At 48.9% G+C, this 14219-nt stretch carries 12 protein-coding genes and 1 pseudogene; 10 read left to right on the top strand and 3 right to left on the bottom strand.

Going from position 1 to position 14219, the window contains the following annotated elements; genetic code table 11:
* Positions 1–33: 33 nt before the first annotated feature.
* Together DXA74_RS03370 and DXA74_RS03365 are read right to left on the bottom strand one after the other, a co-directional pair.
* Complete coding sequence (locus DXA74_RS03370; RefSeq protein ID WP_147401014.1) at positions 34–450, bottom strand: hypothetical protein; 417 nt, start codon at positions 448–450, stop codon at positions 34–36.
* A gap of 163 nt (positions 451–613) precedes the next feature.
* The gene (locus tag DXA74_RS03365) at positions 614–1750 is read right to left on the bottom strand and encodes a StlD/DarB family beta-ketosynthase (protein ID WP_118525511.1); all 1137 of its coding nucleotides are present in this window, start codon (positions 1748–1750) and stop codon (positions 614–616) included.
* A 579-nt stretch (positions 1751–2329) separates the two neighbouring features.
* Here DXA74_RS03365 and DXA74_RS03355 point away from each other — a divergent pair.
* The 10 genes from DXA74_RS03355 to recA all read left to right on the top strand — a co-directional run bounded on the left by DXA74_RS03355 (position 2330) and on the right by recA (position 13633).
* Complete coding sequence (locus DXA74_RS03355) at positions 2330–3031, top strand: 5'-methylthioadenosine/adenosylhomocysteine nucleosidase (RefSeq protein ID WP_118525423.1); 702 nt, start codon at positions 2330–2332, stop codon at positions 3029–3031.
* An 11-nt stretch (positions 3032–3042) separates the two neighbouring features.
* Complete coding sequence (locus DXA74_RS03350) at positions 3043–3522, top strand: S-ribosylhomocysteine lyase (protein WP_118525422.1); 480 nt, start codon at positions 3043–3045, stop codon at positions 3520–3522.
* Positions 3523–3626: 104 nt separating this feature from the next.
* Positions 3627–5090, top strand: a complete 1464-nt coding sequence (locus DXA74_RS03345; RefSeq protein ID WP_118525421.1) for a DUF3375 domain-containing protein — start codon at positions 3627–3629, stop codon at positions 5088–5090.
* Positions 5091–5093: 3 nt separating this feature from the next.
* Positions 5094–5666: a DUF4194 domain-containing protein gene (locus DXA74_RS03340; RefSeq protein WP_118525420.1), complete on the top strand. Its 573-nt coding sequence runs from the start codon at positions 5094–5096 to the stop codon at positions 5664–5666.
* The gene (locus DXA74_RS03335) at positions 5650–9042 is read left to right on the top strand and encodes an ATP-binding protein (RefSeq protein ID WP_118525419.1); all 3393 of its coding nucleotides are present in this window, start codon (positions 5650–5652) and stop codon (positions 9040–9042) included. The genes DXA74_RS03340 and DXA74_RS03335 overlap by 17 nt, the downstream gene beginning before the upstream one ends.
* A gap of 14 nt (positions 9043–9056) precedes the next feature.
* Complete coding sequence (yfcE, locus tag DXA74_RS03330) at positions 9057–9599, top strand: phosphodiesterase (protein ID WP_118525418.1); 543 nt, start codon at positions 9057–9059, stop codon at positions 9597–9599.
* Between the two features lie 27 nt (positions 9600–9626).
* Positions 9627–10208, top strand: coding sequence for a DUF6621 family protein (locus tag DXA74_RS03325; RefSeq protein WP_118525417.1), 582 nt, complete (start codon positions 9627–9629; stop codon positions 10206–10208).
* Positions 10209–10338: 130 nt separating this feature from the next.
* Positions 10339–11532, top strand: a complete 1194-nt coding sequence (locus tag DXA74_RS03320; protein ID WP_118525416.1) for a saccharopine dehydrogenase family protein — start codon at positions 10339–10341, stop codon at positions 11530–11532.
* Between the two features lie 5 nt (positions 11533–11537).
* Positions 11538–12566 carry a radical SAM protein gene (locus DXA74_RS03315; RefSeq protein WP_118525415.1) on the top strand — a complete coding sequence of 343 codons (1029 nt, stop codon included), beginning with the start codon at positions 11538–11540 and terminating at the stop codon, positions 12564–12566.
* Between the two features lie 23 nt (positions 12567–12589).
* Positions 12590–13633: a recombinase RecA gene (recA, locus tag DXA74_RS03310; RefSeq protein ID WP_118525414.1), complete on the top strand. Its 1044-nt coding sequence runs from the start codon at positions 12590–12592 to the stop codon at positions 13631–13633.
* A 263-nt stretch (positions 13634–13896) separates the two neighbouring features.
* Here the strand turns inward: recA and DXA74_RS03305 are convergent.
* Positions 13897–14219 (bottom strand): annotated as a pseudogene (locus tag DXA74_RS03305) (hypothetical protein); the annotation flags it as partial.

Genomic DNA, 14219 nt, shown 5'->3' with positions numbered 1-14219 from the left:
GCTACACATCTGAACGGATTAGCTCATATAGTATTATTTGCCTTCTTTCAACAGATTCCACATCATTTTCTCAATACTGCTGTTATGCACGGGATTTCCGACCAATACCACCGTGTCTTTTCTGTTTAGCAGAAAGGGACGCATCTGCGACAAGTGGGGCAGACAAGGGTTCGTTCTTTCGAACACGCCTGTTGTATCTATATATACAGGCAAGCCTCGAGCATAAGTAGCAAGAGTGCCCTTAATTTCTTCCAAACGTCTTCCGGGAACATTAAAAACGAAGTAAAAGTCTATTGGATGTCCGGACGAAGATGCACTGTCCATAACATCCTGCCATTCATACAGAGTTTTAAGACGGCACGATGAACATTCGGATGAGTCATAATACATAACCAATTTATAGTCATCTGCTATTTTACGCTCCATGTATCCCGAGTTCCCGTCTGTCATACACAACATACTGTCTAATGAAGCATCACACGTTGGCCGTAGAAACGTTCCATTTCATCCTGTATCTTATTGTTTTTGGAACAGGAGATTAAACATATTGATATGCTGATAGCAATGATTATATTAAATATTTTGTTAAGGTCTGTCTTTTGTAATATAGTGGTTAAACGTATTTCAATAATGCAGTTCCACAAGAAAAACGACCGCTTTCCGGAACAATCAACAGGATGGTATCGCCTTTCTTCAGACACTTCGTTTCTATCAAACCATTAAGTGCAACAAATGGCGATGCAGCACCTATATTGCCCACACTGGATAAGTTCGTAAACCATTTTGTCGTTGGCAAGTCAATGTTCCTTTTTTGGAATTCCTGTTCTAGAATTTTATAGAAAAACATGGATGAGAGATGAGGCACCACATATGTGATATCATCCGTATCGATTCCTGCCTGTGCCAAAGAAGTTTCAACTGCGTCTACAAATAATGTCATTCCATATTTGTTTAGTTGCCGTACATCTTGCTTGAGCGACCAAACAGATTTTTCTTCAATATCTTTGGCATTAAATGTTTTCCAACCCCGAAGAGTACCGTCGTTTTCTTTCTCAGCCCACATATACATGCATGCCGGTTGCTTGTTGGCGTAAGAGAAAGTACGGATCCATTCTATAGTGAAACAGCAATCAGCTTCTCGGGTATTGCTTAGATACATTGCCGCAGCACCATCGGATAGCATAAAACGAAGAAAGTCCTTTTCAAAGGCAAGATAAGGGTTCTCTCCAATTTCCTTTTTATGCTTGATTTCTTCAGTGAAAAACTTTGCAAGCATAGTCGGGGATATTAATTCAGACGCGACACTTATTGCATTTTGGGAATTTCCAGAAAGAATAGACATATATGCCACCTTAAATGCCATTAATCCAGACATACATACTCCTGCAAGAGATGAAATCTCTAAGGGATGGTCGAATACGGCACCGTGTACCATCGCTGCATGAGAGGGTAGGTATTGGTCAGGCATGGAGGTTCCACAGGAAAGAAACTGGATTTTTCTCAGTTCTTCTTTAGAAAAGCCTAATTTTTCAATAGCACATTTAGCCAAATCCACATTGGTATGCGTTATTTCCTGATTTTTGGTCAAGGCATAATATCGGTTTTTTATACCATTCTGACGCAGAATAATTGGCTTGACTTTGGACGGTTCTCCATCGACCATTCCTAAATATAGCTCCATATCGTCATTGCTTACCGGAGAGTTTGGTAAGAATGAAGAGATTCGATTTAAATAAACGGGTGAATTCATGGTTTGCATTATTTTTGTTATTCTTTTGCGAAGGAAGAGAATGGATTTAAATAGTGCAAATTTATTATGTTAATTTATAACAAATAGCAGTGTGTTTTTGAAATTAAATAAAGAAATGTTGATGTCTTGGTGGTTCTTTCTATCTTTTTAGATATGAATTTTAGATTTAAATGCTAAATATGATCTACAGAAAAGATAAAGCAAGATAATTCAGTTCGAGAGAATCAATAATGGAGCGGTTTAAGATATGATTGTTGTTCTTTTGACAAGAAAAATGAAAATAATCAATGCTGATAGCTTACTTGTTTACCATAATCGTAGCAGTAACATCCTCATTGTTTACGGAGCTTTCAAATGTTTCGGGTGCAAGTAGGGAAAATTCGTTTTTTGAAAGGAACAGAATATTTGTTATCTTTTTTGCATGGAAGTCCTGCACCTTTCTTTCTTTATGGGGTAAGGTTTTTGGGGTGACGGGAGATACATGCGTCGGGAAGCAAGCCTTAATAAACTTTAAAAGAGAAACGGGCGTATCTGCATTCCCTCATTTTTATCGTAATTTTACACCTAAATAAATAGAAAATGAAGATAGGAATCATGACAGCCATGGGCTCAGAGTTTGAGCAACTGGCAAAAAATCTGAATAACAAGACGGAAAGCAAGGCCGGACCTTTTACCTGCATCAGCGGTGAGGCCGGCGGAAATGAGATTATTCTGTTGCAGTGTGGCATCGGTAAGGTGAACGCTGCCGCGGGAGCCATTGAACTGATTCATACCTTTGCGCCCGACGCGATGATCAGTACCGGTGTGGCCGGAGGCATTGATGTGCAGGTAGGAGTGATGGATGTGGTGGTGAGCCGCGAAATTGTCTATCACGACGTGTGGTGCGGCATGGGCAATGTACTGGGACAGATCCAGGGCATGCCGGCACGCTTTACAGCCAACGAAACCCTGTTGCAGTGTGCGCTGAATCTGGACACACCGACACGCATTCATGACGGACTGATCTGTTGCGGCGACCAGTTCATTACCGACCGTGCGGAGCTGGACAAGATCAAGTCAAACTTCCCCGAAGGACTGGCCGTGGATATGGAGTCGGCTTCCATTGCTCAGGTATGCCATTTGTATGGAGTGCCGTTCCTGAGTTTCCGCATCATCAGCGATACGCCGGGAGTGAAGGATCATGTAGAGCAGTATGAGAATTTCTGGGGCGAGATGGCCAACCGTTCTTTTGGCGTGACCCAATGTTTTCTGAATGCTCTGCCGAATACATTAACCAAATAATCAGAACGACGATGAAGAAAATTCCAAGTTTTACGATAGACCATTTGCGCCTGCAGCGTGGCATCTATGTGTCCCGCAAGGATTATGTGGGCGATGAGGTGATCACCACATTTGATATCCGCATGAAGAACCCTAACCGCGAACCGGCGTTAGGACAGGGTGCCATCCACACCATTGAACATTTGGCGGCAACTTTCTTGCGTAATCACCCGACTTGGGCCGACCGTATCGTGTATTGGGGCCCGATGGGATGTCTTACCGGCAATTACCTGTTGGTGAAAGGTGATTTGGAGTCGAAGGATATTCTGGGACTGATGCTGGAAACCTTCCGCTTCATTGCAGACTATAAAGGAGAGATTCCGGGAGCTACGGCAAAGGACTGTGGCAACTATCTGTTGCAGGATCTGCCTATGGCCCGTTGGGAAGCCAACAAGTATCTGACCGAGGTGCTGGAGGTCATCACCGACGAACAGTTGGTTTATCCGCAGTGATCCGCCGGTGCGGTTTGCTGTCTGAGTGAAAAAGAATAGAAAGAGGTCTGCTCCAGCGGCAGGCCTCTTTTCCCGTAAATAATCAAGAAGAGAAAAAGTAAATCATGGCATTGAACGACAGTATTTTGTCTGAAATCATCTCCACGTCGCCCAGTGTGGAACTGTTGCGTCTGCGCAACCGGGAGCTGGTGTTGCTGTTTCTGTATCGCACTTTCTATCATAAGCCCGATCCGGTGGCCTATGAGCACCTCTGCGTGCAGCTGTCCGATTATCTGTGTGCGGAGCATCTGGACCAGGACGAGGAGAGCGGCATTTCGGTGTTCGACACCTATGACGAGAAGGCGCGCAAGTATATCATGCGCTGGACCGACAAGGGATTTTTGCGGAACTATCAGGAAGAAACGGGCGAGGTGTTTTACGAACTTTCGTCGTATGCCAGCAAGACGCTCGACTGGCTTCTGAGTCTGAAGAAGGAGGATTTTGTGGGCACCGAGTCCAAGTTCATGAATCTTTTCTCCCAGATGAAAGAGCTGGTGGAGTTTACCAATGAAGACAAGGATGAGCGTATCCGTATTCTCGAAGCCCGAAAGCAGGAGATAGAACACGAGATACAGACCATCCGTGCCGGAGGAGATGCCCGGGTGTTTGAGGAATATCAGATTCGTCCGCGCTTCCGGCAGATCACCCAGTCGGCCAAAGACCTGCTTTCCGACTTCAAGGAGGTGGAGGAGAACTTCAAGAATATCACCAAGAGCATCTATCAGAAGCATGCCGAGGGGGGATATACCAAAGGCGACATTCTGGGATTCACGTTCGATGCTCTGGAAGATTTGCAGAATAGTCCGCAGGGACGCAGCTTCTACGCTTTCTGGGACTTCCTGCTCAGTCCTTCCCTGCAAGAGGAGTGGGACGAACTGGTGAGCGGACTCTTTGAAACGCTCGACCATAAAAGCATTCAGGAGCGTGACCAGTTCCTGCGCAACATGAAGCAGTATCTTTATGCCGCCGGAAAGAAAGTATATCAGGCCAACGACAAGATGGCCGAAAAACTGAGCAAGATCATTTGCGAGCAGGAAGCGCCGAAACAGGTGGCTGCCCGCAAACTGATTCAGGATATTCAGGCCACTCTGCTGGAACTGGCCCAGAAGAACTGCAAGCCCGAGGTTTCCCTGTCCGTGGAGATGTTTCCCGAAATCAGGATGCCTGCGGAGCGCAAGCTCACTCTGGAGCGCAACACCGAAGTGGTGTACCGACAGGTGCTTGAGGTGGCGGCTTCCGATATCACACAGGCCGACTATGCCGACGCCCTCTTTGCCACGCATACGGTGGACCGCGGCATTCTGAAACAGCGCGTCCTTACGGCTTTGAAACGCAAGAAACAGGTGTCGCTGGCCGAAGTGATCGAGCGCAACGGCGGACTGGAAAAAGGACTGGCCGAACTGTTCGGCTACATCGGTCTGCTGTCGGAGTTCCGTTACCATGTGCATACCGAAAAGACGGTAGATGTGCCGTTCAACACCGCCGAGAACAAAATGATCCGAGTACCCGAAATAATTATTGTCAGATAAACTATGATGGAGAATAAAAGAGCGCCTTATGCAAGAGCTGTTGTCTGCCTGCTGAAAGGAATCGTAAATGCCTCAGACCGCGTCTGGGAGGATGTGTTGCACTATCAGACCGAGATTCAGAAATACCTGATGCAGATCGGTATCGAACTGATTGTGAAACGTGAGGAAGGTTTTGCCTATATCCGTCAGACTACGGACGAGGAAGGCAATACCGTGGGACTGGTTCCCCGTAAGCAGCTGGGATTTGAGATTTCCGTGATTCTGGTGATTCTGCGTCAGGTTCTGGAAGATTTTGACAATAATCTGGATGAGCTTTATGCCACAGAGTGCTATCTCACGGCCGATGACATCAAGGAACGGGTGGAGCTATTCCTGCCCGAGAAGTTCAATCGGGTGCGCCTGCTCAACGAGCTGGATGCCTATATTGCCCGCATCGTGCAGTTGGGCTTCCTGGTGGAGAAGCGCAACGAAAACCGGGTGTCTTATCAGATACACCGCATTATCAAGGAGAAAGTGACTTTGGATCAGCTGTTGGAATTTAAGCAAGAATTGGAAAAGTATGTTGAGTCTGTTTAATACACGTTCCGAAATGTCGGGTTTCCGGTTGCAGTATATGGAAATCTACAACTGGGGAACGTTTCACGAAAAGATATTCAGAATGGCACCCGAGGGAAACAATGCCCTGCTTACCGGTGCCAATGCCTCCGGAAAGAGTACGCTGATCGATGCGCTGCTCACCCTGATGGTACCCGCCAAGAAAGACCGTTTCTACAATCAGTCGTCGGGTGTGGAGAAAAAGGGAAACCGTACGGAGGAAACTTATGTGTTGGGACACTATGGAAATATCCAGAAGGACGGCGAGAATGCGGTGACCACCCAGGCTCTGCGCGACCAGAGTACTTATTCGGTGTTGCTGGCCAGCTTCATGAATACGGACGACCAGCATGTGGTTACCGTGTTTCAGGTGCGCTGGTTCTCTTCGGGAGAACTGCGTCGTACTTTCGGTCTGGCGCATTGTCCGCTGGAGATTCAGCGTGACTTCCAGCCGTTCGATGGGCGTGGCAACTGGCGCAAGCGTCTGGAAGCGGCCTATAAGGGACCGCGCACGATGGTGGAGTTCTTTGACGGTCCGGTGGGATATGCCGAGCGCATGACCCAGTTGCTCGGCATGCGTTCGGTCAAGGCGCTGAGTCTGTTTAACCAGATTGTGGGTGTCAAGGTGCTCGACGATCTGGATGACTTTATTCGCACGAACATGCTGGAGGAACTGGATGCCGAGGGGCAGTATATCCAGCTGAAGGACAGTTTTACCACGCTGATCGAGGCCAAGAACAACATCGAGAAGGCCAGTATGCAGATTGAGATGCTTCGTCCCATTGCGGCGTTGGCCGATAAGATCGGGCAGGCCGACGACCGTCTGAAGCAGTTGAGCATGGACAAGGATACGGCAGTGTACTGGTTTGCCCGTCAGCTCATCAACATGGGAGAGGAGCGTCTGTCCTGGGCCGAGAAAAGCAAGACACAGCTTCAGAAAGAGCTGGAGAAGCTGCGTGCCAAGGAAGAGAAACTTCGTCAGGAAGAGCGTAGTCTGGCCATCGCCATCGAACAGGATGAGGTGGGCCGTAAGGTGAAGGAACTGGAGGATGAGGCCCGTCAGTTGGCCGAACTCCGTGACCAGCGCATGAAGAAGATGGACGAATACAACCGGTTGGCCGAACAGTTGTCTTTGAAAACCAATCCGCAGAAAGACACGTTCCTGAAACAGCAGGAAGAGGCGGCCGTGCGTTGCGAGCGTATCCGTGACGAGCAGAAGGCTTGCATCCGTCAGACCATCGCTCTGGAGAATGAGCAGAACGAGTTGGCCAAGGAACTGAAAGAACAGGTGGAATATGTGGAGTTGATCCGCAAGAACAAAAACAATATTCCGGCCAAGGAGATGGAAATCCGCGACGCGCTGCTCCGCCATACGGGAGCCACCAAGGAGGAACTGCCTTTCGTCGGTGAGCTGATCCGGGTGCGGGATGATGAGAAAGAGTGGGAGGTAGCTATCGAGAAGATCCTGCATCACTTTGCCCTTCATCTGATGGTGCCGGAGAAGTATTATCATCAGGTGGCTGAGTACCTGAACGAAAACAATGTGGGAGGCCGCATCCTGTTTTTCCGTTATGTGCCTTATTGCGGACTGAACAATGCCTCGCTCTATGACTGGCCGGAGGATACGCTCATCTCCAAGATCGAGATCAAAGACACTACGGAATATGAGGAGTGGGTGCGTGATACGATTCTGGAGAAATTCAACTATACCTGTGTGTCGTCGCTCGAAGATTTTGAGCGGTGCAAGGAGAAGGCCGTGACCCGCGAGGGACTGATCAAGACCTCGGGCGACCGCCATGAGAAGGACGACCGTCCGCATGTGCTGAAGCGTGAGAACTATGTGCTGGGCTGGGAGAACCAGGAGAAACTGCGCCTGCTGCAACAGGAAATCCGCCAGATGCAGGAACAGGAAAACGAGAAGCGCGGGCAGCAGGTGGAGCTGGAGAAGAAACGCCGTGCTCTGGAGCAGCAGCAGGATGCCTTGCGCAAGCTGACGGAACTCTTTACCGACTATGAGCTGATGGATTGGGCGGACTATGCCCAGCAGTATCAGAACAAGATGGACGGTCTGGAAGCGCTGCGCCGGGAGAGTGATCATGTGAAGACCCTGCACGAGCAGTTGGAAAAGGTACGCGAGGAACTGAAACAGGTGTCGCAAATGGCGATAGAAGCCAAGACCAAGGAGATATTCGGACAGGAACATCTGATCGAACAGACCCAGACCGAGCTGAGCGAAAATCAGAAAGTCATCGCTTCCATAAAATCGTTGCTCTTTACCGATTTTGAAAAAGAATATGCTTATCTTTGCGAACTGACCTACGACCAGCTGAAGCAGGAACGCGGCGAGTTCCAGAAAAAGAACGAGCGTGCCCGCGGACGTCTGGCGGCCGAAAAGCGCGGTTATGAGGATGAGGCCAAGATTCTGATTGCGGCCTTCAAGCATCCCGACGAGGAAATCACCGAGCGCTTCAAGGACTGGCGTTCGGATGTGGATGCCTTGCCCGATGCCAATCACATTGAGCTGATCGAGGCTTATACGACCATGCTGGCCCGTCTGGAAAAGGAGAATCTGCCGAAGTATGAAAAGCAGTTTGACGGATATATCCAGAAAACACTGATCGACAAGGTGGGCGAGTTCCGCATGTTCTTTGTCAGCTGGGTGGATTCCATCAAAGAGAACATTGCCATGCTCAACGAGTCGCTCAAGGGGATTGAGTACCGCAAGGCACCGTCTACCTATATCCAGCTGGTGACCAATGTGCGGATCAATGAAGAGGTGCGCACCTTCCGCAAGATGATGGAGGAAGCCATACCCGATGTGAAGCGCATCAATGCTTCGCCCGAGGGCCGCCGCGATCATTTCTACGACCATATCGAACCGCTGATGCGCCGCCTGGAAGATGAAGACTGGCGCGACAAGGTGATGGATGCCCGCGGATGGTTTACCTACAAGGCCGAGGAGTTCAACCAGAGCACCGGCCGCAAGGAAACGACTTATGAGAATATGGGGCATCTGTCGGGTGGTGAGAAAGCGCAGCTTACCTATACGATTCTGGGATCGGCCATCGCTTATCAGTTCGGACTGACCAAGAGCGGGGCGCAGGCCAACTCCTTCCGCTTCATTGCGATTGACGAGGCGTTCAAGGCGCAGGACGAAACCAAGGCCCGCTATCTGATCAACCTTTGCAAGCAGCTGCACCTGCAACTGCTCGTGGTGACTCCGAACGACAATATTCACATTGTGGAGAACGACATCTCCTATGTGTATTTCACCGAGCGCAAGGAAGAGAAAACCTCATGGCTGTATAGCATGCCGATAGAACAGTGGGAACAAAAAAAGAATAATACATTATTGTAAACCGATATAAAAGTATGAGATATTTAATTGTTTCAGATATTCATGGCTCGCTGCCTGCTTTGGACAAGGTGCTGGCCTTCTACGACGAGAAACAGTGTGACATGCTGTGCATTCTGGGGGATATCCTGAATTACGGTCCGCGCAATGGGCTGCCCGAAGGACTGGACCCCAAGGGCATTGCCGAGCGCCTGAACGCACGGGCCGACCGTATTGTGGCGGTGCGTGGCAACTGCGATTCGGAAGTGGACCAGATGCTGCTGGATTTCCCGGTGCTGGCCGACTATGCGCTGCTGGTGGACCGTGGCCGCCGTTTCTTCCTGACACACGGACACGTGTACTCCGAAAGCAATATGCCGAAGGGCCGTCCCGAAGTCTTTATGTACGGACACACCCATCTCTGGAAACTGGAGAAAACCGAGGACGGAACAGTGGTGTGCAACACCGGTTCCATCACCTTCCCGAAAGGAGGTAATCCGCCTACCTTCGCCCTGCTCGACGACCAGGTGCTTTCCATCTATCATTTGGACGGAACCCTGCTCAAGAGCCTTTCGCTATAATATAAATAAGGAATAGAACGGAAATATATGGAAACAACAAAATGGAGTGAACACGTGATTCTGGTGCAGGCCGACTATGTGGACCGCGTGGCATTTGATCTGAGCGTAAACTACGAGCGTATGTTGGGCCGTCGCATCCCCAAGGCCGATCTGGCACACTGGTTGGTATGCGCCGCACTGGACGGAGGCGTGACTCCCGGAGCCAACGAGATACAGGTGGTGCTGATTCACAGTAAGGAGAAGAAGCAGCTGGACAATTTCCTGCCGGCTTCCTTCAGTCAGGAACTCGACGGAAAAGGGTTTGATGACCCGCATCTGGGTACCTTCTCCATCAGTTCTCTGCAAGTGGAGAATCTGGTGTCGGCATCGGAGTTCTTTGCCCAGGCCTTTGAAACCCTGGCCGACGCCAAGGAAGTGAAGAATCTGATTGTGGTGCCCGATCCCGAAGCTTCGGTCTACGATCTGATGGCCATCATGGATCATGTGGAAGGCGAGAAGAATGTCACCCTGCTGACCATGGAACCGCTGAACAGCAAGCGTTTCAAGAATGACATATTGGGCTATTCACTCACGAGCGCTTTAGGCGTTCGTGGCGATGAGTTCAAATAAAATACGTAAAAAGAAATCATAAAATAAAAAAATGATTATCTTTGCATAGAACTCAATCCGCCGGAACAAACCGGACAGGTGAAACTTGTTATTAATTAATTATCTAACTCCTAGAATTTATCAAAAAGAAATGGGAAAAGTTTTGATTATCGGAGCTGGTGGTGTGGCTACTGTGGCTGCACACAAGGTGGCTCAACATCCTGAAGTTTTTACTGAGATTATGATTGCCAGTCGTACGCAGTCAAAATGCGACGCGATTGTTAAGGCTATCGGAAATCCGAATATCAAAACGGCACAAGTGGATGCCGACAGTGTGGAGCAGTTGGTGGAACTGTTCAACAGCTTCCGTCCGGACATCGTGATGAATCTGGCCTTGCCTTATCAGGACCTGACCATCATGGAGGCTTGTTTGCAGACCGGATGCAACTATCTGGACACCGCAAACTATGAGCCGAAAGACGTGGCTCACTTTGAGTACAGCTGGCAGTGGGCTTACAAGCAGCGCTTCGAAGAGGCCGGACTGACCGCTATTCTGGGATGCGGTTTCGACCCGGGAGTTTCCGGTGTATACACCGCTTATGCTGCCAAGCACCATTTTGACGAGATCCAGTATCTGGACATCGTGGACTGCAACGCCGGTAACCATCACAAGGCTTTCGCCACAAACTTCAATCCGGAAATTAACATCCGTGAGATCACTCAGAACGGACGTTACTATGAGAACGGACAGTGGATTGAAACCAAGCCGATGGAAATCCACAAGGATCTGACCTATCCGAACATCGGTCCGCGCGACTCTTACCTGTTGTTCCACGAAGAGCTGGAGTCTTTGGTGAAGAACTTCCCGACCATCAAGCGTGCCCGCTTCTGGATGACCTTCGGTCAGGAATATCTCACTCACTTGCGCGTGATTCAGAACATCGGTATGGCCCGTATTGACGAGGTGGATTATAACGGCATGAAGATTGTTCCGTTGCAGTTCCTGAAGGCAGTGTTGCCTAATCCGCAGGATTTGGGAGAGAACTACGAGGGCGAGACCTCAATCGGTTGCCGCATCCGTGGTTTGAAAGACGGTAAGGAAAAGACTTACTACGTATACAACAACTGTAGCCACCACGAGGCATATCTCGAAACCGGTATGCAGGGTGTAAGCTACACTACCGGAGTACCGGCCATGATCGGTGCCATGATGTTCCTCAAGGGAATCTGGAAGAAAGCCGGTGTATGGAACGTAGAAGAGTTCGATCCGGATCCATTCATGGAGGCACTGAACCAGTATGGTTTGCCTTGGCATGAGGTGATCGACGGTGATCTGGAATTGTAATCGAAATGAGTAACATATACAGACTCTTCAAGATTTTTGGTAAACTCCGGAATTATCGGTTGAAACTAGCTGCAATATATCTTCTGCACCAGACGGGCAGAAGATATATTGGTGTTTTTCTGGACCCCGTTTTATCCTGCAATTTCCGTTGCCGCATGTGTTATTTCAGTGATGAGGCCCGACGCAGGGAACTGCATGGAGTTCTTGCGCTGGAGGACTATAACCGCATGGCTGAAGCGCTGTTTCACCGTGCCCTGAAGTTGCAGATCGGTTGCGGGGCGGAGCCCACGTTGTATAAAAAACTGGAGGAGATTATCCGTAAGGCGCGTGCCTGTGGGGTTCCATACATATCCATGACCACCAATGGATTTCTGCTTAACGAAGAGAAACTGCTGCGTTATGTAGAAGCCGGACTGAATGAAATCACGCTTTCCGTGCACGGAACCTGCAAGGAAACCTATGAGTATTTCATGACGAACGGTAGTTTTGAGCAGTTTACTTCCCTGTTGCAAACTCTGGGACATCTCAAGAAGCGCTATCCTGCGTTTCAGATTCGCATCAACTATACCATGAATGAGGACAATGTGGAGGAACTGGCCCGTTTGCCGGAGCTGCTGCAAGTGGTGCCGGTTGATGTGCTGCAGTTGCGTCCCGTGCAGAAAATTGGAGAACACACCAGCTATTCCAATTTCTCTATGGCCCGCATTTCAGAGGTTTATGATTCCGTGTTGCTTCCGTTGCAGGATTATTGCGTGCGGCACGGAATAACCTGTCTGATTCCCGGTAAGGACAATCTGACGGTTCTGGAGCAGAATGAGGCAGACAGGGGCTGGATGATTCAGGATCTGACGTACTGTTACATCTCTCCGGATTCCTGCTGGAAGGAGGATTTTGACAGCCGCACCGAGGATTTCGAGTCATACAGCAAACGCACGAAGAGAGCCCGCAGGATATGGCATTATATCTTCAGCGGGGAGAAAAGAAGGAAAAGTAAAAATGACCGGACCAGGAGTTTGAACTACAAACTCAAGTAACTCCGGTTGCAAATTATACGACTATGGCAAAAAAAGAAGAAGAAATGAATATGTTTGCAGCCCCCAACAATGAAAAGCTGAAGGCTTTGCAGGCTGCAATGGATAAGATTGAGAAGAACTTCGGTAAGGGTTCTATCATGAAGCTGGGCGACGAGCATGTGGAGCAGGTAGAGGTTATCCCTACCGGTTCGATTGCTTTGGACGCTGCTTTGGGTGTAGGCGGTTATCCGAAAGGACGTATTATTGAAATCTATGGTCCGGAAAGTTCCGGTAAGACCACTCTGGCCATTCATGCCATTGCTGAGGCACAGAAGGCCGGCGGTATTGCCGCTTTCATTGATGCCGAGCACGCGTTCGACCGTTTCTATGCGGCAAAGTTGGGCGTGGATGTAGACAATCTGTGGATTTCACAGCCCGACAACGGAGAGCAGGCTCTGGAGATTGCTGACCAGCTGATCCGTTCATCAGCCATTGACATCATCGTGATTGACTCTGTGGCTGCCCTGACTCCGAAGGCCGAGATCGAGGGTGATATGGGCGACAACCGTGTGGGTTTGCAGGCCCGTCTGATGAGCCAGGCTTTGAGAAAGCTGACTTCTACCATCAACAAGACCAACACAACCTGTATCTTCATCAACCAGTTGCGCGAGAAGATCGGTGTGATGTTCGGTAATCCTGAGACAACTACCGGTGGTAACGCTCTGAAGTTCTATGCCAGCGTGCGTCTGGACATCCGTCGTGTGACCAGCATCAAGGACGGCGACGAGGTGATCGGTAATCAGGTACGCGTGAAGGTGGTGAAGAATAAGGTGGCTCCTCCGTTCCGTAAGGCTGAATTCGAAATCACCTTTGGCGAGGGAATCTCAAAGATCGGTGAAATCGTGGATCTGGGTACCGAACTGGGTATCCTGAAGAAGAGCGGTTCCTGGTACAGCTATAACGAGACCAAGATCGGTCAGGGACGCGATGCCGTGAAGAATATGTTGCGCGACAATCCGGAACTGTGCGAGGAAATCGAAGCCCAGATTACTGCCGCTTTGAAGGATTCTTCTGCTTCTGCGGAATAATATTCTCAGAGTGAGCTTTTATCATTACTGAAACAAAGAGAGGTGTCAAAACAAAAATGACTACTCCTTAAAGTTACAGAATGCAACTATAACCTGAAAAAGGGTCGTATCAAACTCTGTATGGAGTGATGATACGACCCTTTCTTTTGTTTCAGAAGGTACTCAAATTTCAAATTGTTTTATTATTTCTTTCCCACTCAGTATTACCATTTTCTGTTGAAAAATGATTTTATATGAAGTCATACTTTCCTTTCTGCTAGCCATTATTTCTTTGATGGCTGTTTATTGAATTTCCAGATCAGATGCAGCATGATGTTTTGGGTAATGGTATTGCTTATGGTTTCTACACGCCCTTGGGCATTAATTGTTTTGCGTACCGCGCTGATCTGGCCCAGCAAATCATGGGCGGACAGTTTCACAACCCAGGTTTTCCGTTTGTCGATGCAACGGCTCAGATTGGCATTCCAAACCCATTCGTTTGTGTTCATACTCTGGTCACCATAACCGCGGCGCATAAACAGATTCATGTCGGTATTGAAAGTCACGTCGAAAGGCAATTGTGCATCCAGATTGAGGGTGTAGAGAT

This window comes from Bacteroides sp. OF04-15BH, from assembly GCF_003477995.1.
GTDB lineage: Bacteria > Bacteroidota > Bacteroidia > Bacteroidales > Bacteroidaceae > Paraprevotella.
Note: the sequence above shows the minus strand (reverse complement) of the source record. Positions and strands in the feature narration are given on the sequence as shown.

Bases quoted from the DNA above. Each gene is read 5' to 3' on its own strand.
- DXA74_RS03370 (WP_147401014.1), bottom strand. From the start codon at position 450: ATGACAGACGGGAACTCGGGATACATGGAGCGTAAAATAGCAGATGAC.
- DXA74_RS03365 (WP_118525511.1), bottom strand. From the start codon at position 1,750: ATGAATTCACCCGTTTATTTAAATCGAATCTCTTCATTCTTACCAAAC.
- DXA74_RS03355 (WP_118525423.1), top strand. From the start codon at position 2,330: ATGAAGATAGGAATCATGACAGCCATGGGCTCAGAGTTTGAGCAACTG.
- DXA74_RS03350 (WP_118525422.1), top strand. From the start codon at position 3,043: ATGAAGAAAATTCCAAGTTTTACGATAGACCATTTGCGCCTGCAGCGT.
- DXA74_RS03345 (WP_118525421.1), top strand. From the start codon at position 3,627: ATGGCATTGAACGACAGTATTTTGTCTGAAATCATCTCCACGTCGCCC.
- DXA74_RS03340 (WP_118525420.1), top strand. From the start codon at position 5,094: ATGATGGAGAATAAAAGAGCGCCTTATGCAAGAGCTGTTGTCTGCCTG.
- DXA74_RS03335 (WP_118525419.1), top strand. From the start codon at position 5,650: ATGTTGAGTCTGTTTAATACACGTTCCGAAATGTCGGGTTTCCGGTTG.
- yfcE (WP_118525418.1), top strand. From the start codon at position 9,057: ATGAGATATTTAATTGTTTCAGATATTCATGGCTCGCTGCCTGCTTTG.
- DXA74_RS03325 (WP_118525417.1), top strand. From the start codon at position 9,627: ATGGAAACAACAAAATGGAGTGAACACGTGATTCTGGTGCAGGCCGAC.
- DXA74_RS03320 (WP_118525416.1), top strand. From the start codon at position 10,339: ATGGGAAAAGTTTTGATTATCGGAGCTGGTGGTGTGGCTACTGTGGCT.
- DXA74_RS03315 (WP_118525415.1), top strand. From the start codon at position 11,538: ATGAGTAACATATACAGACTCTTCAAGATTTTTGGTAAACTCCGGAAT.
- recA (WP_118525414.1), top strand. From the start codon at position 12,590: ATGGCAAAAAAAGAAGAAGAAATGAATATGTTTGCAGCCCCCAACAAT.